Source organism: Stenotrophomonas sp. GD03819 (assembly GCF_029841665.1).
GTDB lineage: Bacteria > Pseudomonadota > Gammaproteobacteria > Xanthomonadales > Xanthomonadaceae > Stenotrophomonas > Stenotrophomonas geniculata.
The window spans coordinates 1-21,804 of the sequence record NZ_JAOCEW010000044.1; the positions used below are offsets into that span (position 1 = coordinate 1).

General features: G+C 67.1%; 17 protein-coding genes. 7 read left to right on the plus strand and 10 right to left on the minus strand.

The annotated features are described in order from the left end of the window. Positions 1 to 321 precede the first annotated feature (321 nt). The 3 genes from N5D45_RS19905 to N5D45_RS19915 all read right to left on the minus strand — a co-directional run bounded on the left by N5D45_RS19905 (position 322) and on the right by N5D45_RS19915 (position 3,314). Positions 322 to 1,104: a helix-turn-helix transcriptional regulator gene (locus N5D45_RS19905; RefSeq protein ID WP_057502896.1), complete on the minus strand. Its 783-nt coding sequence runs from the start codon at positions 1,102 to 1,104 to the stop codon at positions 322 to 324. A gap of 153 nt (positions 1,105 to 1,257) precedes the next feature. Next, a protein-coding gene (gene prfB / locus N5D45_RS19910) for a peptide chain release factor 2 (RefSeq protein ID WP_097048047.1) occupies positions 1,258 to 2,383 on the minus strand; the annotation gives its coding sequence in 2 pieces (ribosomal slippage) (positions 1,258 to 2,307 and positions 2,309 to 2,383; 1,125 coding nt in all). Between the two features lie 70 nt (positions 2,384 to 2,453). Then, positions 2,454 to 3,314, minus strand: coding sequence for a LytTR family DNA-binding domain-containing protein (locus tag N5D45_RS19915; protein ID WP_228355295.1), 861 nt, complete (start codon positions 3,312 to 3,314; stop codon positions 2,454 to 2,456). A 175-nt stretch (positions 3,315 to 3,489) separates the two neighbouring features. Here N5D45_RS19915 and N5D45_RS19920 point away from each other — a divergent pair, with 175 nt between their 5' ends. Together N5D45_RS19920 and N5D45_RS19925 are read left to right on the plus strand one after the other, a co-directional pair. Beyond that, positions 3,490 to 4,692, plus strand: a complete 1,203-nt coding sequence (locus N5D45_RS19920) for an acyltransferase family protein (RefSeq protein ID WP_228355294.1) — start codon at positions 3,490 to 3,492, stop codon at positions 4,690 to 4,692. A 9-nt stretch (positions 4,693 to 4,701) separates the two neighbouring features. Beyond that, entirely contained in the window at positions 4,702 to 5,688 is a 987-nt protein-coding gene (locus N5D45_RS19925; protein WP_057502899.1) for a phosphatase PAP2 family protein, read from the plus strand. A 61-nt stretch (positions 5,689 to 5,749) separates the two neighbouring features. Here the strand turns inward: N5D45_RS19925 and N5D45_RS19930 are convergent, their stop codons facing one another. Together N5D45_RS19930 and recJ are read right to left on the minus strand one after the other, a co-directional pair. Then, positions 5,750 to 8,659: a VIT domain-containing protein gene (locus N5D45_RS19930; protein ID WP_279939504.1), complete on the minus strand. Its 2,910-nt coding sequence runs from the start codon at positions 8,657 to 8,659 to the stop codon at positions 5,750 to 5,752. Between the two features lie 145 nt (positions 8,660 to 8,804). Continuing rightward, positions 8,805 to 10,562, minus strand: a complete 1,758-nt coding sequence (recJ, locus tag N5D45_RS19935; RefSeq protein ID WP_228355292.1) for a single-stranded-DNA-specific exonuclease RecJ — start codon at positions 10,560 to 10,562, stop codon at positions 8,805 to 8,807. Between the two features lie 121 nt (positions 10,563 to 10,683). Here recJ and N5D45_RS19940 point away from each other — a divergent pair, with 121 nt between their 5' ends. Further along, a complete protein-coding gene (locus tag N5D45_RS19940; RefSeq protein ID WP_134959026.1) occupies positions 10,684 to 11,727 on the plus strand; it encodes a DUF1176 domain-containing protein in 1,044 nt (347 codons plus the stop codon). Beyond that, positions 11,728 to 12,786 carry a DUF1176 domain-containing protein gene (locus N5D45_RS19945; protein WP_164193689.1) on the plus strand — a complete coding sequence of 353 codons (1,059 nt, stop codon included), beginning with the start codon at positions 11,728 to 11,730 and terminating at the stop codon, positions 12,784 to 12,786. Between the two features lie 80 nt (positions 12,787 to 12,866). On the opposite strand, the gene N5D45_RS19950 is transcribed toward N5D45_RS19945, so the two are convergent. From N5D45_RS19950 to N5D45_RS19970, 5 genes are all read right to left on the minus strand, one after another. Further along, entirely contained in the window at positions 12,867 to 13,784 is a 918-nt protein-coding gene (locus tag N5D45_RS19950; protein ID WP_049409010.1) for a phosphoglycerate mutase, read from the minus strand. A gap of 4 nt (positions 13,785 to 13,788) precedes the next feature. After that, positions 13,789 to 14,253, minus strand: coding sequence for a transcription elongation factor GreA (gene greA / locus N5D45_RS19955; RefSeq protein WP_026347191.1), 465 nt, complete (start codon positions 14,251 to 14,253; stop codon positions 13,789 to 13,791). Between the two features lie 8 nt (positions 14,254 to 14,261). Beyond that, entirely contained in the window at positions 14,262 to 17,504 is a 3,243-nt protein-coding gene (gene carB / locus N5D45_RS19960; protein WP_010482523.1) for a carbamoyl-phosphate synthase large subunit, read from the minus strand. Between the two features lie 150 nt (positions 17,505 to 17,654). Continuing rightward, positions 17,655 to 18,782, minus strand: a complete 1,128-nt coding sequence (carA, locus tag N5D45_RS19965; RefSeq protein WP_010482524.1) for a glutamine-hydrolyzing carbamoyl-phosphate synthase small subunit — start codon at positions 18,780 to 18,782, stop codon at positions 17,655 to 17,657. A gap of 289 nt (positions 18,783 to 19,071) precedes the next feature. Continuing rightward, positions 19,072 to 19,752, minus strand: a complete 681-nt coding sequence (locus N5D45_RS19970; RefSeq protein ID WP_345782138.1) for a dihydrodipicolinate reductase C-terminal domain-containing protein — start codon at positions 19,750 to 19,752, stop codon at positions 19,072 to 19,074. A gap of 120 nt (positions 19,753 to 19,872) precedes the next feature. Between N5D45_RS19970 and N5D45_RS19975 the strand changes: the two genes are divergently transcribed. Genes N5D45_RS19975 through N5D45_RS19985 form a run of 3 tightly spaced genes read left to right on the plus strand, consistent with a single transcriptional unit; the run spans position 19,873 to position 21,689 of the window. Then, positions 19,873 to 20,652 (plus strand): 3-oxoacyl-ACP reductase, encoded by a 780-nt coding sequence (locus N5D45_RS19975; RefSeq protein WP_057502905.1) that lies wholly within the window; start codon positions 19,873 to 19,875, stop codon positions 20,650 to 20,652. A gap of 4 nt (positions 20,653 to 20,656) precedes the next feature. Next, positions 20,657 to 21,052 (plus strand): MerR family transcriptional regulator, encoded by a 396-nt coding sequence (locus N5D45_RS19980; RefSeq protein ID WP_057502906.1) that lies wholly within the window; start codon positions 20,657 to 20,659, stop codon positions 21,050 to 21,052. Between the two features lie 55 nt (positions 21,053 to 21,107). Beyond that, on the plus strand, positions 21,108 to 21,689 hold the full coding sequence (locus N5D45_RS19985; protein WP_049409022.1) for an NAD(P)H-dependent oxidoreductase: 582 nt from the start codon (positions 21,108 to 21,110) through the stop codon (positions 21,687 to 21,689). Positions 21,690 to 21,804 lie beyond the last annotated feature (115 nt).

Sequence of the window (21,804 nt, forward strand, 5' to 3'; positions counted from 1 at the left end):
GTCGACCAAGGTCGACACCTACCTACAGCCACTACCTACAGCCACGTGAACCTGTCGAAGGTGGGGCGGTGTCGGAGTGCGGGGTGTCAGCCGCATGGGCCCGAGGCATGCCTCGGGCGGGTTGGGCAGGACGCCCAACCCCGGTCTTGCCGTGTGCGTAGGACAGCGTACACGAGCAAGCGGCTGCCAAGCCCCCAGGGACGGGTTTACGGCGTCCCCGCACTCCGACACCGCCCCGCCATCTCACGGAATGCCCGCTGTTGCAGTTGCTGTCGCTTCGGCCTCTGCGGGTGCAGGGCTGCAAGCCCTGCCGAACACCCCCTACTTCCGCGGCAGGTAAGTCACCAGGGACAGATCGTGCCGGCTCTCCGGCACCAGCGCCACGTACTGCAGGTCCAGCAACCCGCGCGTGGGATGGTTCAACTTCTTCGCACCTTCATCGAACCGCCGCACGTCGTGCTCCGGCCACCACTGACGGAATTCCTCGCTGTGCGCGGCAATGTCCTCCACCAACGCCAGGAACGGCGCCTTGTCCGGCGCCTGCGCCATCGCCGCACGGAAACCTGCCAGCAGGCCGCGGGTCATTTCTTCCCAGTTGAGAATCAGCGTACGGTACGGCGAGTACAGGAACATCAGCCGCAGCGTGTTGCGTTCATGCGGCGCCAGCTGGCTGTAGTCCACGAACAGCTCAGCGATGGCCGGGTTCCAGGCCAGGATGTCGAAGCGGGTATTGCGCACATACGCAGGGATCGGCTGCATCGCCTCCACCAGCTGGCGCAGGCCATCGGTCACGCTTTCGTCCGGTGATTCCAGTGGCACGCCATAGCCGGACAACGCGAACGCATAGGCGCGTTCGTCGTCGCTCATGCGCAGCACCTGCGCCAGGCGCTCAAGCACCTCGGGCGAGGCACGCACTTCGCGGCCCTGCTCGATCCAGGTGTACCAGCTGACGCTTACGCCGATGGCCAGCGCCACTTCCTCGCGCTTCAGGCCCGGGGTGCGCCGGCGCCCGGCCGGAAGGCCGAGCGTGGCGGGGTCGACACGGGCGCGGCAGGCCTTGAGGAAGCCGCCCAGTTCCTTGCGTTCACTTTCGCTGCGCATCATCGCTACCGCCGTGCCCGTTGTAGCGTCGAGCCATGCTCGACGCATCTGCTACCCCGCGAAAAGCAGCTGAGCATGGCTCAGCTCTACAGGACGCGTGATCGACCACCCTCGGCGTTGCGCACGAGGGTGACGATATCCGCGCAGGCGCGCCGATCAGGCATCGACGCGCTTGGAGCCCACAGCCAGGCCGGCCTTCAGGCTGGCCTCGACGAACTCGTCCAGGTCGCCATCCAGCACCTTCTGCGTATCTGAACGTTCGATGCCGGTACGCAGGTCCTTGATGCGGCTCTGGTCCAGCACGTAGTTGCGGATCTGGCTGCCCCAGCCGATGTCGGACTTGGTGGCTTCCACCGCGTCCTTCTCGGCGTTGCGCTTCTGGATCTCCAGCTCGTACAGCTTGGCGGCCAGCATCTTCATCGCGTTGTCGCGGTTCTGGTGCTGGCTGCGGCCGGTCTGGCAGGCCACAACGATGTTGGTCGGGATGTGGGTGATACGCACTGCCGACTCGGTCTTGTTCACGTGCTGGCCACCAGCACCGGACGAACGGTACACGTCGGTACGCAGGTCGGCCGGGTTGATGGTGATGTCGATGTTGTCATCGATTTCCGGCGACACGAACACCGAGGTGAAGCTGGTGTGGCGGCGGTTGTCCGAGTCGAACGGCGACTTGCGCACCAGGCGGTGCACGCCGGTCTCGGTCTTCAGCCAGCCATAGGCGTAGTCGCCTTCCACGCGCAGGGTGGCCGACTTGATGCCGGCGACGTCGCCACCGGAGACTTCCATCAGCTCGGTCTTCCAGCCGCGCGATTCACACCAGCGCAGGTACATGCGCAGGAGGATCTCGGCCCAGTCCTGGGCTTCGGTGCCACCGGCACCGGCCTGGATGTCGACGAACGCGGCCGCATTGTCCATCTCGCCGGAGAACATGCGCTGGAATTCCAGCTTCTCGACGTGCGACTGGTGCTTGTCCAGGTCGGCGACCACGGCCAGCGCGGTGTCCTCGTCCTGCTCGGACTCGGCCAGCTCAAGCAGTTCGGTGGCATCAGCCAGGCCGTCGAGCACCGAGGCGATGCCGCCCACGGTCTTTTCCAGGCTGGAGCGCTCGCGGCCCAGATTCTGGGCGTACTCGGCGTTGTTCCAGACGTCGGGGCTTTCCAGCTCCCGCGTTACTTCTTCAAGACGCTCTTTCTTGGCGTCGTAGTCAAAGATACCCCCGAAGCGACAGCACGCGATCGGTCAGATCGGTGATGCGCTGGCGGACAGGATTCAGTTCGATCATGTCGGCGGTTATGCATTCAAAAGATGACTGGTAATGATACCGCAGGCCGGGGATGCCCGGAATGAGGGCCTCATCCGGCCCCCAACGCCTGCCGCAGCAGCGGCAGCTGGCGCCGGCTGCAGGGCACCTTGGCCCCGTCGGCCATGTGCAGCAGGGCCTCGCCCCCCTCCAGCGGCTCGATCGAGCGCAGCTGGCCGCGATGGATCAGCCAGCTGCGGTGCGGGCGCAGGAACTCGCTCGGGTCCAGCCGCTGCTCCAGCACCGCCATGGTGATCCGCAGCGGGTAGTCGTGCCCGCGTACCCGCAGGTTCACGTAGTTCCCCGCCGCCTGGGCGTACTCCACGTCGGCGGTGGCGACCAGGAACTCCTTGCCCAGCTTGCGCACCAGGAAGTGCTGCGGGCGCTCGACCGGTTCCACCGGCGGGCCGACGTCAGGCTCGGCCAGCAGGCTCGCCTCACCCTGCCTGCGCCGCCCGAACCAGCTGGCGAAGTGCTCCAGTGCCACGAACATCGCGAAGGTGCGGATATCCTTCAGGTATTCGTAGGCAAGACGCTCCAGCCATCCTGCATCGTCCTGGTAGCGGTAGCCCATCGACGCATAGGCCAGGTGCCGCAGCACCATCATCCCCACCACGTGCAGCAGCGACCAGCCCACGCTGGCCAGCAGATACAGTGGCAACCGCCGCTTCCAGGTATCGGCATGCAGCGGCCAGCGCTCACAGCCCCACCACAGCAGCGGCAGGGTCAGCAGGATCAGGGCGAGGCTGCTGAACTCCCAGATCATCGGTTCCCACAGGCCGAGATCGGCGCCGCGGCGACTGGCGTCCATCACTTCCACCAGCGCATTGGTCACTGCTGAAGCCGACAGGATGGTCGCCCATACCAGCAGGTGCGTTGAAGTACGCCAGCGCGATGGTCGGCCCTGGGTCATTGCTGCATCCATGTTGTTGCGGTGCTCCAGCCTGCCTCAAGAGACCAAAGGTAGCCGCTCCATTGGTCCCGCCACCCCCGCCATTGGTCACTGCGCGGGTTCCGGCGGCCCCTTGGCAGTGGCTGCACAGGCCGGACGGCGTCACGTTGGCTCGACCTTCCGGCACACCTCCACCATGACCCGACGCCACGACATCGACGCCCTGCGCGTGTTCGCCTTCGCCCTGCTGATCCTCTACCACACCGCCATGGCCTATGTGGACGACTGGGGCTTCCACCTCAAGAGCGTGCATACCGCCGAATGGCTGCAGTGGCCGATGCTGTTCGTCAACCGCTGGCGGATGTCGCTGCTGTTCCTGATTTCAGGCATCGCCATCGCGCTGATGCGGCCGGAAGGCAGGCTGCTGCGCTTTGCCGGCCTGCGCACGTGGCGGCTGCTGCTGCCCCTGCTGTTCGGCATGTTCGTGATCGTGCCGATCCAGCCCTACTGTGAGGGCGTGGCCAACGGTCATGTTGCGCCCGGCTTCGGGCATTTCCTGCTGCGCTACTGGCAGGTGCGGCCGTGGCCGGAAGGCAGTTTCGCCGGCTGGCAATACGGCATCACCTGGAACCACCTGTGGTACCTGGCCTATCTGTGGAACTACACGCTGGCCCTGGCCCTGCTGATGCCATTGCTGGGAACGGCCGTGGTGCGCCATGCGATCGCGTTCTGCGCCGCCTCGCCGATACTGCTGATCGGAATTCCGTCTGCGCTGCTGCTGGCCTGGATGATCTGGCTGGAGCCGGTCTATCCGTCCACCAATACCCTGCTTGGCGACTGGTACCAGCACGCGAAGTACGCGACAGTGTTCCTGGCCGGCTACCTGCTCGGTCGCGAGCCGGTGTTCTGGCAGCGCGTGGTCTCCCTGCGCCGCACCACGCTGTGGCTGGCGCTGGCGGCGGTTGGCTGGTATCTGGGGTTGCGCATCCTCGGCCAGGTGCTGCCGGCTGACTCCTCGCTGCGGCAATGGCCTGAAACGTTCTGGGACCTGCAGGGCAGGACCAGCCAGTCGGTGTATGTCTGGACCGCGCTGCTGGCCATCCTCGGCTGGGGCAAGGTCTTCCTCGATCGCCCGTTCGGCTGGCTGCCGTACTGCACCGAGGCCATCTATCCCTGGTACATGCTGCACCAGAGCCTGATCATCGTGCTGTTGTTCTGGCTCAAGCCATTGCAACTGGGTCCTTGGCTGGAGCCGTCGCTACTGCTGGGCGGCACCGTCGGCGGCTGCCTGCTGATCCACGAACTGCTGATCCGACGCGTGCGCTGGCTGCGGCCCCTGTTCGGCCTGAAGGCCGATCCGCTATCGTCACCGGCGGTACGCGCCGCCACGGCGCAATGAGGACAACGGATGTTCCAGACCCACTGGCACCTGTGGCTGCAGCAGACCTTCGACGGCGGCTGGATGCTGGCGCTGATGCAGTTCATCAGCCTGCTCGGCTACGAAATGGCCTACACAGCGCTGATCCTGCTCTGCGCGTTCGGCGCACGAATGCGCGCCGGCCTGTGCGTGATGCTGGCGGTACTGCTGATGGCCTGCGCCACCCATGCGATCAAACAGGGTGCCGCCCTGCCCCGTCCATCGGATGTGGATGCACGCGTGCTGGACAAAGGCGTGCCGTCGCACCCGTTCGTGGTCGACGGCGGAGGGCACACGTTCTGGTCCCTGCCTGATGCCCGGGCCACCGCGATGCTGCGCGCGCAGCCCGATGCCGACTATGGCTTCAACAGTGGCCACGTCGGCGTAGCCACCGCCGCCTGCGTGGGCCTGCTGCTGGCCTTCGGCATCCGCCGCCGCTGGCTGCGCTGGGCATTGGCGTTCGGTTGGCCACTGCTGATGGCGGTGTCACGGATGTACCTGGGCCGGCATTTCCTGGCCGACGTGCTGGCCGGCTGGCTGGTCGGCATCGGTGTTGCGCTGCTGGCGTGGCAGTTGATGCCAGGCATGCGCTCAAACCAGCGTTGGCAGCTGCCGGTCCTGCTGGGGCTGGGCGTGCTGATGGCATGGGCGGCAGCGACCACCCGCTTCGTTCCAGTGGGTGAAGCCGGTCGACTGCTCGCACTGGGCCTGCTGGTGGCGTGGCTGCAATGGCGTGGCTGGCCGAAGGACCCGCAGGGTATCGTGCAGCGGATATTGCGCGTGTTGGGCGTGGTGCTGATCTACCTGCTGGCGCGGCCGTTGATCGACTGGCTTGCCGGAACTGCGAGGCTGCCCGACGTGCCGGCTACCGAGCTGCTGTGGCAGACCGTCGGCACGCTGTTGGTCCTTGGCGGCGGCGTGGCGCTGACGCGGTGGATTCCGCGCCAGCGCCTTCCGGCAGTCGAAGACGTGCGGTAGATCCGCGCCATGCGCGGACAGGCCCTTCCCCGGCTGTGCAGCCGCCGGGCATGGCCCGGCACTACCGCACCTCGAACTCGCCCACCAGCACGGTTTCGGCGCGATCCTTCAACCGCATCGTGACCATCTGGTCCTTCTGCTTCGACGTGCCCCAGTGGGTGGTCAGGCGCAGCATCAGCGTCGTCGCCCCGGTCACCAGCTGCTGGCGGCTGCCGAAGTAGTTCGCTTCCACCTTGTACTTGCCCGGCTTGGCGTTGCGTAGCGAGAACTGCTCGGGACCATAGCCGCCGGTGAAGTCCTGCGACATCTGCCCGCCCTGGTAGGTCAGGCGGTTGCCGTAGTAGGCGCGCTCGCCGTTCGGGTCGGTCACCCACAGGTCCATGTCGCTGTTGTCGGCATCCCACGACAGCACCACCCGCAGGTCCAGCGGCATCGCCTGCAGCAGGCGCGGGTCGATGCTGGTGGTATCCAGCCGGGGCGTGCTGCGGGCCACCAGGTTGGTCAGTTCATCCAATGCGATCAGGGCGATGCCATCGAAGCGGCTGTCCCACGGCCGCACCACCACCTGGTACAGTGGCGCCAGCGCCTGCTGCGGCTTGCCGGCCGCCGCCAGTGCCAGGCCGAGGTCGCGGAAGCTCTGCGGTTCCTCCTGGCCCATCGCCAGCACCTGCTCGAACACCGGCACCGCCAGCGCGGGAGCATCGGCCTGCATCAGTCGGTAACCGAGCACGCGCAGTAGGTGGCGGTTGTCCAGGTCCATCTCGGCCAGGTTCGACAACACGCGCAGTGCCAGGTCGCGCTGACCCTGCGCCAGCAGCAGGTCGGCCACGTCGAGGAAGAATGCGCTGCTGTCGGCATGGGCATCGCGCTCGGCCAGGTAGCGGTCATACAGTTGCGACGCCGGGCCCTGGCGCAGGCGCCGGGCGATGGTCGAGTCCGGCTGCCAGGCCGCCAGCTGGATGCCGAGCTCGCCCTCGTTGGCGGCAGCGGGCGCAGCGACACGGCCACCCGTGACCGTGATTGAATCCAGGGCCTTGTTGGATGCAGGCGCCGAGCGACGTGCACGCGCGCTGCTGGCTTCCATGCGCTGCTCGGCGGCGGCCATCGGTGCCGGGGCGGGCGGTGCCGCAGGGGCAGGCGCGGCGAGCATCGCCACCGGCGCCGATTCCATCGCGTAGTCCGCGGAGGCCACTTCCAGTGCCCCGCCCTTCGGCTGCTGCGGCATTCCCTTCGGCCAGCTGCGGTTCCACCATTGCTGGCGCTCCCTCCAGCGTGCAGCCACTTCATCCAGACGCTGGCGATCTGCAGCGGCGCGATCGCTCACCTGCCTCGCGAAGCGGGCATCGTACTCGGCGCGCAGTTTGCCGGACGGGCGGATCGCGTAGCGCAGGTAGTCATCCAGGGTTTCCAGCACGATCAGCGAGGTATCCGGCCCCACCAGCCCAAACTGCTGGGACAGGCGCTGCATGGCCTCACGGTTGCTGCGGCGGTCGACGGCCAGTTGCTGCAGGCGCGCCTGCGCCCACAGGCCGGCCAGCAGTTCGCCGTCATCGCTTTTCTGCGTGGGTGGCAGCGCCTGCCATTCGCCGCCACCCACGCGCACCCGCATCGGCACGCCGTCGGCGGCCAGTCGTGCGTGCAGCCACAGCCAGCCCTGGGCTTCACTGCGACGATCGATCACCACGTCCTGCACGCCGCGCCCCGCATCGACCTGCACATCCAACGGCGACGACAGCAGCGTGCTGGCAGCTGCCCCCACATCCTTGCCCAGCGCGACGAAGCGACCGCCATGGGATTCGCTCCAGCCGCGCAGGCGCGTGCTGTCGGTGCGGGCACCGGCGCTGCTGATCGCGAACAGGCGCTGATCCGGTGCCAGCGTCGGCAATTGCTCCGGCCCATAGGTCAGCAGGCCATCACTGACCAGCAGGTATTCCTTCACACTCGGCTGCGGCTGCCACTGGGCCAGCGCGCTGGCACCGTCCGGGCGCACCGCCTGCAGTGCCGCGCGCAGCTCGCTCCAGTTGCCTGCGCGGATACGGAAGCGCCGTAGCGGTTCGGCGCGGTCGCGCAGCACGGTCAGTGCCACCGTGCCGTCACCCATTGCGGCGAAGTACCGATCCAGCAGGGCGAACTCACGCGTGCGGTCGCGCTGGCCCGCTGAGCCGGAGCCATCCCACAGCAACCCGACCTCGCTGGGCATCGCGCGTGGCGTGGGGCTGACCGGCACGGGCAGCTGCGCCAGCAGGTAGTGGCCGTCCTGCCAGGGCGCCACCTGGACTTGTGCCTGACGTGCTGCGGGCAGGCTCCACTGCAGCTGCGCCGGTAGCTGCGCGCCCTTGCCCTGCCAGTGCAGCTGGCCCGTGCTGATGCGGAACGGAGCCGCACCTGCACTGGTCGTGGCAGGCGCCTGCAGCTTCAGTTCAACCGAGGCCGCACCGGCGGCGAACTGCAGCGGCAGCGTCCACTGCCAACCGTGGCCGTCGAAGGCCAACGGCTCACGCATCACCAGCTGCACGCGCCGACTGCCGCCGGCAGGTAGCGGGTAGATGCGCAGGCGGAACTGGTTGCCAGCGGTCTGTTCCAGCAGGCCCGGGTCGACGCCGCGGCGGGCAATCTCCTCGAATACCTGACGACCGCGGTCCTTGGGCACCGGCACCGCGTCACGCATCTCGCCGTTGATATCCAGCGCGAAGCCGCTGATCTGCTGACCGTCGCCCAGCGGGAACTGCAGCTCACCTTCCAGCACGCGCCGGTTCGGGTTATGGAATTCCAGGGTGATCCGGGTCTGGGCGATGCCCGCCTGGACTTCGCCCTCGATGCGTGCGCGCTGCAGCTGCACCGGTTGTTCGGCGGCCGGCGCGATCAGCAGCGGCGTGGCGGCCTGCGGCCGGGAGATCGGCGGCGACTGCGCGCCAGCGGGCCAGGCCACAAGGGCCAGCAACAACACAGTGCAGCATCGGGCGAAGACCATGACCGGACTCCAGTGGGATCTTAGACCGTTGAACGCACGAGCTGCCGGAACGGGGTTGGCGGGGTCCCAAAAAAGGGGACGGAGGGGATCAAGTCGCAATGGCAAACAAGGCAAAAACGACTTGATCCCCTCCGTCCCTTTTTCTTCAAGCGGGGAGGCTGTGCTCCACAATCAGCTGGATGGCGCTGCCGCCGCGATAGTCATCGCAGGCGAGCCGGTAAGCGAGATGCACGTGGCGGCCCGGTGCGTTGCCGTGCCAGCCGCCGAAATGGATCGCGTTGATCGTGCCGGGTACGCCCGGCAGGCGCAGCTCCAGCTTGAGGTGGCGCTCCTTCAGCACGCGCCAGTTGGCCACTTCGAAGTAGCCGTCGAACAACGGTTCGGGGAAGCCCTGGCCCCACGGTCCGGCCAGGCGCAACGCGACGGCGTGGCGATGATCGAGCTCGTCGGCGGCCAGTTCGCCGTCGCTGAGAACCTGCTGCTGCAGTGCCGCCGGATCGAGCATTTCCAGCACCACGGCCACAAAGGTGGCCTTGAAGTCATCGACGTGATCCAGGCGCATGCTCAGTCCAGCCGCCATGGCATGCCCACCGAAGCGTTCGATCAGACCCGGATGGCGCGCATCGACCAGCGCCAGTGCGTCACGGATGTGCAGGCCGGGGATCGAGCGCGCCGAGCCACGCAGGGTGTCGGCGCCCGGTTCGGCCGGCGCGAAGGCGATCACCGGGCGATGCAGGCGATCCTTCATCTTCGATGCAACCAGACCGACCACGCCCGGATGCCAGTCCGCGTCGAACAGGCAGGCAGCCACCGGGCGCTGGCCGGCCATGTCCAGCACCACACGGGTCAACGCCTGCTCGGCGTCGTCAGTCATCGACTGCTGCACGGCGCGCCGTTCCGCATTGATCTGCTCCAGCGTCTGCGCGATCTCGCGCGCCTGCCGTGGGTCTTCGGTCAGCAGCAGCGCGATGCCCAGCGCCATGTCTTCCAGCCGGCCCGCCGCGTTCAGGCGTGGGCCGAGTGCGAAGCCAATATCGGTGGCCGTCAGTCGCGTGGCGTCACGGCCACTGGCTTCGATCAGCGCACGCAGGCCGACACAACCCTGCCCTGCGCGCAGACGGCGCAGGCCCGCACTGACCAGCGCACGGTTGTTCGGATCCAGCGCCACCAGGTCGGCGACGGTGCCGACCGCCACCAGGTCCAGCAGCGTGGTCAGGTCAGGTCCCTTGCCATCGGCAAAGACACCGGCTTCGCGCATCTGCCGGCGCAGCGCCATCAGCACGTAGAAGATCACGCCGACACCGGCCAGCGATTTACTGGGGAAGGCGTCGCCGTCCAGATTCGGATCGACGATGACGTCGGCCGGCGGCAGCTGAGGGCCCGGCAGATGGTGGTCGGTGACCAGTACCTGCCAGCCACGTGCCTTGGCCGCAGTCACGCCGGCATGGCAGGCAATGCCGTGGTCGACTGTGACCAGCAGGTCCGGCTGCAGCGCGGCCAGCTCCTCCACCAGCGACGGCGACAGGCCATAGCCATGCACCATGCGGTTCGGCACCGCGTGGAAGACGTGTTGCGCGCCGAGCATGCGCAGGCCGCGCACACCGACCGCACAGGCGGTGGCACCATCGCAATCGAAATCGCCGACCACCAGGATGCGCTTGTCGTTGGCGATGGCCTCGACCAGCAAGCCCACCGCATCGTCGATGCCGGTCAGCAGCTCGGGGGCGTGCAGATTGCCCAGTTTCGGCTGCGCGAGCTCCGGGGTATGCGCGCCGCGTGCAGCGTACAGGCGCGCCAGCAGCGGCAGCGTGCCCTCCGGCCAGCTTCCGGGCGCGACCGCATCGCGGCGGCGGATCGTCGGCGTATCAGGGGATGAATGCACAGCATCGGCGGCAAGGGACATCGGCATCGCCGGGTGACGGAAGACCCGCGCATGATACCCGCTCGGCGTGCCCGGCTCTTCCCGGGCTTGGCGCAGGCGCGGCCATCGCCCATGCTTGTTCGCTTCTGAAACGGAATTCGCCATGTACCGCCCGCTGAGCGCACTGATTGTAGGCCTGCTGCTGCCGCTCGCCCCCGATGCCGGAAACACGACGGCCACACCCGGTATCGAGTTCGTGCACCACGACTGGTTCCTGGCCTGCGACAACACCGGCACCTGCCGTGCCGCGGGTTATGGACCGGAAAACGCAGACAGCCTGCTGGGCCTGATGTTGGAACGTGCCGGCGGTCCCGGTACAACAGTGAAGGCGCGGCTGCGGATGGGCGAGGATGGCGAAAGCGCAATGCCTGAAGGAGCGCTACGCCTGCAGGTGAACGGACTTGATCTGGGCCCGGTGCACGACACCGGTGCCGACGAGGCCGTGACGCTGCGGCCCGCGCAGGTGGAAGCCTTGCTGGCGGCCCTGCCCGGCCGGGCCCGCATCGAGGTCATCGACAACAACGGCACACGCTGGCCGATTTCCGACCGTGGGGCTGCCGCCGTACTGCTGAAAATGGACGAGACACAGGGAAGGATCGGTACACCCGGCGCCCTGGTGCGGCGTGGCACGCGCGCCGAAACCAGAGTGCCGGCTGCATACGCCAAGCCGGTGATCGTGAGCGCGGCGCTGGTGGCGCCACGTTCCGGAGATAGCGAACTGGGAAGCAGCGAAGCGCTGCGCGATGCCGTGATCGCCACGCTCGGCGACAGTGACGACTGTCCGCGCCTGATCGAGTACACGGGCACCCCGGAAATGGTGATCGAGCGGCTGGACGAGCACCATGTACTGGTGCAGGCGCTGTGCCAGATGGGGGCGTACAACTACAGCAATGGCTTCTGGATCGCGCGTGATCAGCCGCCGTTTGCCCCGCAGACGATCACGCTGGAGGCAGAGGGCTTCTCGCGCGCCGAACGCACGCTCTACGCACGCTACAAGGGCCGTGGCATTGGCGACTGTGTTTCCGGCTCGGACTGGGTATGGGACGGCCGCAGATTCCAGCCCAGCGGCGCTTTCAGTACGGGCCTGTGTCGCGGCATACCGGGCGGACACTGGATGCTGCCAACCCTGATCAGCGAGGTGCGTTGAATGCACGCATCTTCACTGTTACGCACGCCACTCCTGTTGGCGTTGCTGACACTGGCATCGACGGCAACGGCCACAGAGCCGGTTGGCATATCGTTCGTGGAAGGCGACGGCGTGATGGCCTGCGACAACACCCGCACCTGCCGGCTGGCAGCCTACGGTCCATTGGCGCCGCTGATGCTGAGCGCGCTGATCGGGCGCAGCGGCGGGCCAAGCACGGCGGTCACCGCCCGGCTGTCGATGGCCGAAGGCGGCGAGGACGTGCCACCAACCCCTGCGGCGGTAGCACCCGAAGGAACGTTGCACCTGCACGTGGACGGAGAGGACCTCGGTGCCATCGGCCACAGCGAAGCACTCGACTCTGGCCTGGAGCTGCCCACGCACTACGTGACCGCCATGATCGAGGCCCTGCTGGCGGGCAAGCGCGTCGAGATGAGCGACGCTTCGGGCAACGCGTGGCCGCTGTCCGACCGGGGCATCCACACGCTGCTGCTGAAGATGGACGAAGTACAGGGTCGGCTGGATACGCCTGGCGCGCTGGTGCGCAAGGGCTCACAGCCGGAATCGAAGGTCCCGGCTGCGGTTACCGCGCCACCCCTGAAGGCACCGCCGCTTCTGGTCGAAGCACAGGAAGGCGACGCGCAGCTGGCCGAGCGGTCGGATCTGCTGCAGCAGCTGCAACCGGTGGCCGCTGCGGGAAATGCGTGCGACCGGATGTCGTCGCGCCAACTCCGTATCGAACGGGTAGATACCAACCATGTCCTGGCGCTGTTGAATTGCGCAACCGACCGCTACATCGTGTCCGCAGGTGCATGGCTGATCCGCGACCGCCCACCGTTTTCGCCCACGCTGATCACCGCGAGCACGCTGTTTCCGCTCTATCCGTATGCCATATTCCTTGAAGAAGGTTCTGTGACCGACACCGATCCCTGCGGCACGAACCGGCACTGGGCCTGGGATGGCTCGCGCCTTGTCCTGAGCGCGACGTATCTGGGTGAATACTGCTCAACCCGGAGCCGCAGGCACTGGTCATTGCCGACCTACGTTACAGAAGTCCAGTAATGATGAAGCCGAGCATGGGCTCGGCGCTACAGGGGGAATCAGCAGCACCCGTGGCTGTGCGGCAGCGCGCAGCGTCGGCTTCAATCGTGCAGCTGGCGCGGCTTCTTCCAGAACTGCCAGCGCTGTCCACGGTCCAGCTGGAACTGCAGGCCGTCTTCGAAATCCAGCACCAGCCGCTGCAGCTCACCACGCTTGAGCGCGGCCAGCAGCGGACGGATCGCTTCATTGCCGAGCTGCTGCAGGGAACGCAGCTGGCGCAGATCCACCAATGCATCCACCGCCTGCTCGCCGTCCACGGCGACGCCAGCCGCCAGGGCCAGGCCCTGCAACAGGGCATCGCGGCTACGCACCTGTGCGTGCGGCGTGCTGACCGACACCGGCATCACGCCACCGCCCCAGAACCACAGCGAATTGATCGGCTGTTGTCCCTGCGCGGCGCGCTGCTGGTTCCAGGAATGGTTGTGCAGCAGCACCTGCGCTTCGGTCATCAGCGCCCGCCAACGACGGCCGCCCTCGCCTTCGGGCAGGTGAGAGAACAGGTCATCGCCCAGCACCTCGTCCGGACTGTCGAAGTCCGGCAGGGCCAGGTCGATCGGAAGCCGCAGGTACCAGCGCGAAGGATCCGGTGCGTCGAGCACGAATCCGGCATCGGCAAACAGCGGCTGCAGCACCGGCAACAGGGCCAGGCAGTCCGCCAAGGTCGGCCGCAGCGTCTCGCCGTAGGCCATCATCCGCGCGCCGTGCATGTCCGGCACCATGCAGGCCGGGTCGGCACGCAGCCAGCAGGCGCCGGCTGCATCGCCGACGTCGCGCTGGCGGGTCAACGCGGCCACCGGCCAGTGCGGCGCGGCAACCGTGAAATGGCGCGTCAGTTGTGCGCGTTCGCCCGGTGCGACCTGCACCGTCGTGGCACGGCCGAGCGCACGCGCCACATCGTCCGGCAGCGCAGCCGCGGCAAAGCGGCTGCGTGCAGGCAACAGCAGGGTCGCCGTCGCCACGTGGTCAGTCCACGTAGCTGACGCTGACGATCTCGTACTCGCGCTGGCCGGCCGGGGCGTCGATCACGATCGAATCGCCTTCCAGCTTGCCGATCATCGCGCGCGCCACCGGCGAGGAAATCGCGATCAGGCCCAGCTTGATGTCCGCTTCCAGGTCACCAACGATCTGGTACTTCTTCTCTTCGTCGGTTTCCACGTCGGCCAGCGTCACGCTGGCGCCGAACACCACCTTGGAGCCGGCATTGAGCTTGCTCACGTCGATGATTTCGGCGTGCGACAGCTCACCTTCCAGCTGCTTGATGCGGCCTTCGATGAAGCCCTGTTCCTCGCGCGCGGCATGGTACTCGGCGTTCTCCTTCAGGTCACCGTGCTCACGCGCCTCGGCGATCGCGGCGATCACCTTCGGCCGCTTGACCGACTTCAGGTGATCCAGTTCGTCGCGCAGCTTCTGCGCGCCCTTCATCGTGATGGGGGCTCTCATGCATTCAACTCCTTGTGCAGCTCCTGCAGCGACCAGACGGGGCCGGTGCCGCGGAATTCCAGTGAATCCACCAGCGCCTTGGCGCCGGCAATGGTGGTCGAGTAGGTGACGCGATGCTGCAGTGCCTCGCGACGGATCGAGAACGAGTCGTTGATCGCCGAACGACCTTCGGTCGTGTTGACGATGTAGACGATCTCGCCGTTCTTGATCGAGTCGACGATGTGAGGACGGCCTTCGACCACCTTGTTGATGATCTCGCAGTCCATGCCATGCTGCTGCAGCCACGCGGCGGTGCCACGGGTGGCGACCAGGCTGTAGCCACGCGCCAGCAGCGCCTTGGCCACCGGCAGCACGCGCTTCTTGTCCGGATCACGCACCGAAACGAAGGCCTTGCCGACCGGCGGCGCCTTGATGCCACCGGCTTCCTGCGCACGCGCGAAGGCGGCGTTGAAGGTGCGGCCTACGCCCATCACTTCACCGGTGGAGCGCATCTCCGGCCCGAGGATCGGATCGACGCCCTGGAACTTGGCGAACGGGAAGATCGCTTCCTTCACCGAGTAATAGTCCGGCACGATTTCCTTGGTTGCACCCTGCTCGGCCAGGCTCTTGCCAGCCATGCAACGGGCGGCGATCTTGGCCAGAGGCATGCCGGTGGCCTTGGACACGAACGGCACGGTGCGCGAGGCACGCGGGTTCACTTCCAGCAGGTAGATGGTGTCGGCACCTTCGTCGCTGGTCTGGATCGCGAACTGGGTGTTCATCAGGCCGACCACGTTCAGGGCCTTGGCCAGCTCCACCACCTGGCGGCGCAGTTCGGCCTGGGTTTCAGCCGACAGCGAGTACGGCGGCAGCGAGCAGGAGGAATCGCCCGAGTGCACGCCAGCTTCTTCGATGTGCTCCATCACGCCACCGATCAGGACGTTGCCATCCTTGTCGGCGATGATGTCGACGTCGCACTCGACGGCGTTGTCGAGGAAGCGGTCCAGCAGCACCGGCGAATCGTTGGACACCTTCACCGCGTCGCGCACGTAGCGGGCAAGGTCGGCTTCGCCGTAGACGATCTCCATCGCACGGCCGCCCAGCACGTAGCTCGGGCGCACCACCAGCGGGTAGCCGATCTCGCGGGCCAGCAGCAGGGCTTCCTGGTCGTTGCGGGCGATGCGGTTCGGCGGCTGCTTCAGGCCCAGCTTGTCGACCAGCTGCTGGAAGCGCTCACGGTCTTCGGCCAGGTCGATCGAGTCCGGGCTGGTGCCGATCACCGGCACGCCGTTGGCTTCCAGCGCGCGCGCCAGCTTCAGCGGGGTCTGGCCGCCGTACTGCACGATCACGCCCTTCGGCTGTTCCAGCTCGACGATTTCCAGCACGTCTTCCAGGGTCAGTGGTTCGAAGTACAGGCGGTCGGAGGTGTCGTAGTCGGTCGACACGGTTTCCGGGTTGCAGTTGACCATGATGGTTTCATAGCCATCCTCGCGCAGCGCCAGTGCCGCGTGCACGCAGCAGTAGTCGAACTCGATGCCCTGGCCGATGCGGTTCGGGCCACCGCCCAGGATCATGATCTTGTCGCGGTTGCTCGGCGCGGCCTCGCACTCGTCCTCGTAGGTCGAGTACAGGTAGGCGGTACCGGTGGAGAACTCACCGGCACAGGAGTCCACGCGCTTGTAGACCGGGCGTACCTTGTGCGCACGACGCAGCGCGCGGATGGCGGCTTCGTTGGTACCGGTCAGCTGCGCCAGGCGCGCGTCGGAGAAGCCAGCGCGCTTCAGCTTGCGCAGGCGTGCAGCGTCCAGCGCATCGATGCCACCGGCAGTGACTTCAGCTTCCGCCGCGATGATTTCCTCGATCTGGTCCAGGAACCAGTGATCGATGAACGACAGTGCGTAGATCTCTTCCACGCTCATGCCGGCGCGGAACGCATCGGCGACGAAGAACAGGCGCTCCGGGCCCGGCGCCTTCAGCTCGCGGCGCAGGGTCTGCAGGTCTTCTTCGTTGGCCAGGTCCAGGCCGGTCGGGTCGAAGCCGACCTTGCCGGTTTCCAGGCCACGCAGGGCCTTCTGCACCGACTCCTGGAAAGTGCGGCCCATCGCCATCACCTCGCCCACCGACTTCATCTGGGTGGTCAGGCGGGCGTCGGCGGCCGGGAACTTCTCGAAGGCGAAACGCGGGATCTTGGTGACGACGTAGTCGATGGACGGCTCGAACGAGGCCGGGGTCAGGCCGCCGGTGATCTCGTTCTTCAGTTCGTCCAGGGTGTAGCCCACGGCCAGCTTCGCGGCGACCTTGGCAATCGGGAAGCCGGTGGCCTTGGAGGCCAGCGCCGAGGAACGCGACACACGCGGATTCATCTCGATGACGACCACGCGGCCGGTCTTCGGGTTGATACCAAACTGCACGTTCGAGCCACCGGTATCGACGCCGATCTTGCGAAGCACGGCGATGGAGGCATCGCGCAGGCGCTGGTATTCCTTGTCGGTCAGGGTCTGCGCCGGCGCCACGGTGATCGAGTCACCGGTGTGCACGCCCATCGGGTCCAGGTTTTCGATCGAGCAGACGATGATGCAGTTGTCCGCAGTATCGCGGACCACTTCCATCTCGAATTCCTTCCAGCCCAGCACCGACTCTTCCACCAGCACTTCAGTGGTCGGCGACAGTTCCAGGCCGCGGCTGACGATCTCGACCAGCTCTTCGCGGTTGTAGGCAATGCCGCCACCGCTGCCGCCCAGGGTGAAGCTGGGGCGGATGATGGTCGGGTAGCCGACGCGGGTCTGGATCTCCAGCGCTTCGTCCAGGGTGTGGGCGACGGCGGCGGTCGGGCATTCCAGGCCGATCTCACCCATGGCCACGCGGAACAGCTCGCGGTCTTCGGCCATGCGGATCGCTTCGCGCTTGGCGCCGATCAGTTCGACGTTGTACTTCTCCAGCACGCCGTTGTCGGCCAGGTCCAGCGCGCAGTTCAGCGCGGTCTGGCCACCCATGGTCGGCAGCAGCGCGTCGGGCTTTTCCTTGGCGATGATCTTCTCGACCGTCTGCCAGTTGATCGGCTCGATGTAGACGGCGTCGGCCATCTCCGGGTCGGTCATGATGGTGGCCGGGTTGCTGTTGACCAGCACCACGCGGTAACCCTCGTCACGCAGGGCCTTGCAGGCCTGGGCGCCGGAGTAGTCGAACTCGCAGGCCTGGCCGATGACGATCGGGCCAGCACCGATGATGAGGATGGTCTTGAGGTCAGTGCGCTTGGGCATTTTCTTCTCTAAGTCAGTACAGCGTGACAAGGGGGAGTGATCGCACGCTGTCGATCAGGAATCTTGATCCGCAGCGCCGCGCCAGGGGCAGCAGCGATGCGGCGGCTTACGGTCCATCGCGACGCCACCGGGGGGCCGGCGGCGTACTGATCACGCCTTGGCCTGCTCCATCAGCACCACGAAGCGGTCGAACAACGGACCGACGTCGGTCGGGCCCGGCGACGCTTCCGGGTGGCCCTGGAACGAGAACGCCGGCACGTCGGTGCGGGCCACGCCCTGGTTGGTGCCATCGAACAGCGAACGGTGGGTCACGCGCAGGGTCGGCGGCAGGGTCGCTTCATCGATCGCGAAGCCATGATTCTGCGAGGTGATCATCACCCGGCCGCTGTCCAGGTCCTGCACCGGGTGGTTGGCACCGTGGTGGCCGTGGCCCATCTTCATGGTCTGCGCGCCCGAGGCCAGGCCCAGCAGCTGGTGGCCCAGGCAGATGCCGAAGGTCGGGATCTTCACGTCGATGAAGGTCTTGATCGCTTCGATGGCGTAGTCGCACGGTTCCGGGTCACCCGGGCCATTGGACAGGAACACGCCGTCCGGCTTCAGCGCCAGCACTTCGGCGGCCGGAGTCTGCGCCGGTACCACGGTCACTTCGCAGCCACGCTCGGCCAGCATGCGCAGGATGTTGGTCTTCACGCCGAAGTCGTAAGCCACGACCTTGAACCGGGACGGCACGCTGACGAAGGCGTTGGCATCCAGGTCCAGCTGGCCCTCGGTCCAGGTGTAGGTCTTCTCGGTAGTGACAACCTTGGCCAGATCCATGCCCTTCAGCCCCGGGAACTTGCGGGCGGCTTCCAGTGCCTTTTCCACGTCGATGTCGCCGGCCATCAGTGCACCGTTCTGCGCGCCCTTCTCGCGCAGGATGCGGGTCAGCTTGCGGGTGTCGATGCCGGCGATGGCGACCACGCCGCGCTGGATCAGCCAGTCCTGCAGCGACACCTGGCTGCGCCAGTTGCTGGGACGGCGCGGAACGTCGCGCACGATCAGGCCGGCCGACCACACCTTGGACGCTTCATTGTCCTGGTCGGTCATGCCGGTGTTACCGATATGCGGATAGGTCAGCGTGACCATCTGCCGGGCGTAGGACGGGTCGGTCAGCACTTCCTGGTAGCCGGTCATGGCGGTGTTGAACACCACCTCACCGACGGACAGGCCGGGCGCGCCTACGGATTCGCCCTCGAATACGGTGCCGTCTTCGAGGACGAGGATTGCGGCTTGGGTCACGGGAATCTCACTTTGGCTACCGAGGGGGCTGCCGAAGTCACGCCTGCGCTTCACGGAAATCCGGTTGCAAAAAAGCGCGGACGTACGGTCTGGGACCGGTCCGGCTTTCGTGATTCGGCGAGTGCGAATTGTAGCGCTGCCGGGGCGCTCGCGCCAGCGGTTATCGCGCTTGATGAACAGGCGATTGCGTATTCATTTCAATCCGGCGGCGTATGCGGCGCCCGCTGGTAGCGCCGGGCCATGCCCGGCGGAACCGACACCGACGCCGGGCACGGCCCGGCGCTACCGGTTAACGCGGCCCGTCCAGCAGATCGCGCACCCGGTAGCTGCCCGGGGCCCGGCCCTGCAGCTGGCGGGCGGCGAACAGGGCGCCGCGGGCGAAGATGTCGCGGTTGGTGGCCCGGTGCACCAGTTCGATGCGCTCGCCCGGCCCGGTGAACTGCACCAGATGCTCGCCGACGATGTCACCGGCGCGCAGGCTGGCGTAGTGCGGCTCCGCCCCGCCCCGCTGCGCGGCCGCGCCCAGGGTCAGCGCGGTGCCCGATGGCGCGTCCTTCTTCTGGGTGTGGTGCGATTCGACGATGTCGCAGTCCCAGCCAGCCAGCGCCTGCGCCGCGCGCTCTACCAACTCGTCCAGCACCGCCACGCCCAGGCTGAAGTTGGAGGCCCAGACCAGCGGGATCTTCGCAGCCGCCGCGTCCAGCGCCTGGCGCTGCGTGCTGGAGATCCCGGTGGTGCCCGACACCAGCCCGGCACCCCGCTCCACGCACAACGCCAGCATCGGGTCGAAACCCTCCGGCAGGCTGAAGTCGATCGCCACGTCGAACACCGGCGCGCCGGGCAGTTCGCTGGCACCGAAGAACGGCACGCCGTCGACCACGCGCTGCGCCGGCGCACGGCCGGCCACTGCGGCCACGATCTGCAGGGTTTCGGGATGTTCGGCGGCCAGCCGCAGCAGGGCCTGGCCCATGCGCCCGGAGGCGCCGTGAATGAGCAATCGCAGGGGAGTCTGGTTCATGCCTGCAGGCTAGCGGCAGCACGCCCGCTCCGGCAAGCGCCATCGCTGCTACGCTGCATGCCCTTTCATGCAATGGATGGCAGCTCCCTCATGCAGATCAGCGAACAGCTGGTGCTGGTCACCGGTGGCGGACGCGGACTTGGCCAGCACATCGCCCGCGCCTTCGCCGCACAGGGCGCGCGCGTCATCGTCAATTACCACCGCAGCGAAGGCGCCGCACGTGCCCTGGCTGCCGAGCTGAGCGGACAGGCGATCGCACTGCCGGCCGACGTCACCGACCGCGGCCAGGTCGATGCGATGCTGCAGCAGGCAATGGCCCACTTCGGGCAAGGCGTGACAACCGTGGTCAACAACGCGCTGGCGGCGTTCTCGTTCAATGGCGATGCCCGCGACGGCGCCGCAGATATCGGCTGGCCGGCCTTTCAGGCGCAGTTCGAGGGCAGCGTGCGCGGCGCGCTGAACACCGTGCAGGCGGCCCTGCCCGGCATGCAGGCCCGTCGCTTCGGCCGGGTGATCAACATCGGCACCAACCTGTTCCAGAACCCGGTCGTGCCCTACCACGACTACACCGCCGCCAAGGCCGCACTGCTGTCGCTGACCCGCACCCTGGCCGGCGACCTCGGCCCGCATGGCATCACCGTGAACATGCTGTCCGGTGGCCTGCTGCGCACCACCGATGCCAGCGCCGCCACGCCCGAAGCGGTGTTCGACTACATCGCCGCCAACACGCCACTGCGCAGCGTCACCACACCGGCCGAATTCGCCGATGCCGCGCTCTTCTTCGCCAGCCCCTGGTCGCGCGCGGTGACCGGCCAGAACCTGGTGGTCGATGGCGGACTGGTGCGGAACTGAACCGATGCGCATCTCCGAGGTCAGCCGCCTGACCGGTGCCAGCGCCAAGGCCATCCGCCTGTACGAGGCGCGTGGCCTGTTGCCGCCGGTGCCACGACTGAACCGCTATCGCGACTACAGCGAACAGGACGTGGCCTGGGTGCAGCTGATCCGCCAGGCACTGGCGCTGGGTATCACCCTGGCCGCGATCTCGCGCCTGCAGCGCCGCGACGGACGGCTCGACTGGCCTGCGGTGCTGGCCTTGCTGGAACAGCAGCGCACACGCATTGCCAGCGAACGGGCGCGGCTGGCGCAGGTCGAGCTCGCCCTGCAGCAGGTCACCGACGAACTGCAGCAGTGGCTGCACTCCGGCAGCGGCGACTGCATCCTGGATCCCAGCGGCTGCACCACCCCGGTTTGACTCTGCCCCTGGGGCAGACCCCAACCTCGCGCACTTTCCATTGCCCGAGGTTGCCGTGTCCCGTTCCGTCCTGATCCTGCTCGGCCATCCCGACCGCGACAGCCTGTGCGGCGCGCTCGCCCAGCGCTATGCCACCGCCGCTGAAAACGCCGGCCACCGGGTACGCCTGATCGCACTGGGCGATCTTGAATTCGACCCGGTGCTGCGCCACGGCTACCGCCAGATCCAGCCGCTGGAAACGGATCTGCAGGACGCCGCCGAGGCGATCGAAGCCTGCGATCATCTGGTGCTGGTCTACCCCACCTGGTGGGGTGCAATGCCGGCCCTGCTGAAGGGCTTCTTCGATCGCGTGCTGCTGCCGGGGTACGCCTTCCGCTACCGGCGCGATTCGGTGTGGTGGGACCGGCTGCTGGCCGGACGCAGCGCACGGGTGATCACCACCCTGGACACGCCGCCCTGGTATTACCGCTGGATCTACCGCGACCCGGGCATCAGCCAGATCCGCGCCACCATCCTGCAGTTCTGCGGCATCCGCCCGGTGCGTGTCAGCCGCCTCGGTGCGGTACGCAGCAGCTCGCCGGAGCAACGCAATCGGTGGCTGGCGCTGGCAGCAGAGCTGGGCTCACGCGCCCGGTAGATCCACGCCATGCGTGGATGAAATGCTGGCCAGTGTTCCGGATGTCGCGTTTGCCAATTGACCGTCGGGCACTGCGCCTCAAGGCTGTGGCCCGTCTTCCGGCCCAGGCAGAACC

Excerpts from the sequence above, each read along its gene's own strand:
- N5D45_RS19905 (WP_057502896.1), bottom strand. The coding sequence starts at position 1,104 with ATGATGCGCAGCGAAAGTGAACGCAAGGAACTGGGCGGCTTCCTCAAG.
- N5D45_RS19915 (WP_228355295.1), bottom strand. The coding sequence starts at position 3,314 with ATGACCCAGGGCCGACCATCGCGCTGGCGTACTTCAACGCACCTGCTG.
- N5D45_RS19920 (WP_228355294.1), top strand. The coding sequence starts at position 3,490 with ATGACCCGACGCCACGACATCGACGCCCTGCGCGTGTTCGCCTTCGCC.
- N5D45_RS19925 (WP_057502899.1), top strand. The coding sequence starts at position 4,702 with ATGTTCCAGACCCACTGGCACCTGTGGCTGCAGCAGACCTTCGACGGC.
- N5D45_RS19930 (WP_279939504.1), bottom strand. The coding sequence starts at position 8,659 with ATGGTCTTCGCCCGATGCTGCACTGTGTTGTTGCTGGCCCTTGTGGCC.
- recJ (WP_228355292.1), bottom strand. The coding sequence starts at position 10,562 with ATGTCCCTTGCCGCCGATGCTGTGCATTCATCCCCTGATACGCCGACG.
- N5D45_RS19940 (WP_134959026.1), top strand. The coding sequence starts at position 10,684 with ATGTACCGCCCGCTGAGCGCACTGATTGTAGGCCTGCTGCTGCCGCTC.
- N5D45_RS19945 (WP_164193689.1), top strand. The coding sequence starts at position 11,728 with ATGCACGCATCTTCACTGTTACGCACGCCACTCCTGTTGGCGTTGCTG.
- carB (WP_010482523.1), bottom strand. The coding sequence starts at position 17,504 with ATGCCCAAGCGCACTGACCTCAAGACCATCCTCATCATCGGTGCTGGC.
- N5D45_RS19970 (WP_345782138.1), bottom strand. The coding sequence starts at position 19,752 with ATGGGCCAGGCCCTGCTGCGGCTGGCCGCCGAACATCCCGAAACCCTG.
- N5D45_RS19975 (WP_057502905.1), top strand. The coding sequence starts at position 19,873 with ATGGATGGCAGCTCCCTCATGCAGATCAGCGAACAGCTGGTGCTGGTC.
- N5D45_RS19980 (WP_057502906.1), top strand. The coding sequence starts at position 20,657 with ATGCGCATCTCCGAGGTCAGCCGCCTGACCGGTGCCAGCGCCAAGGCC.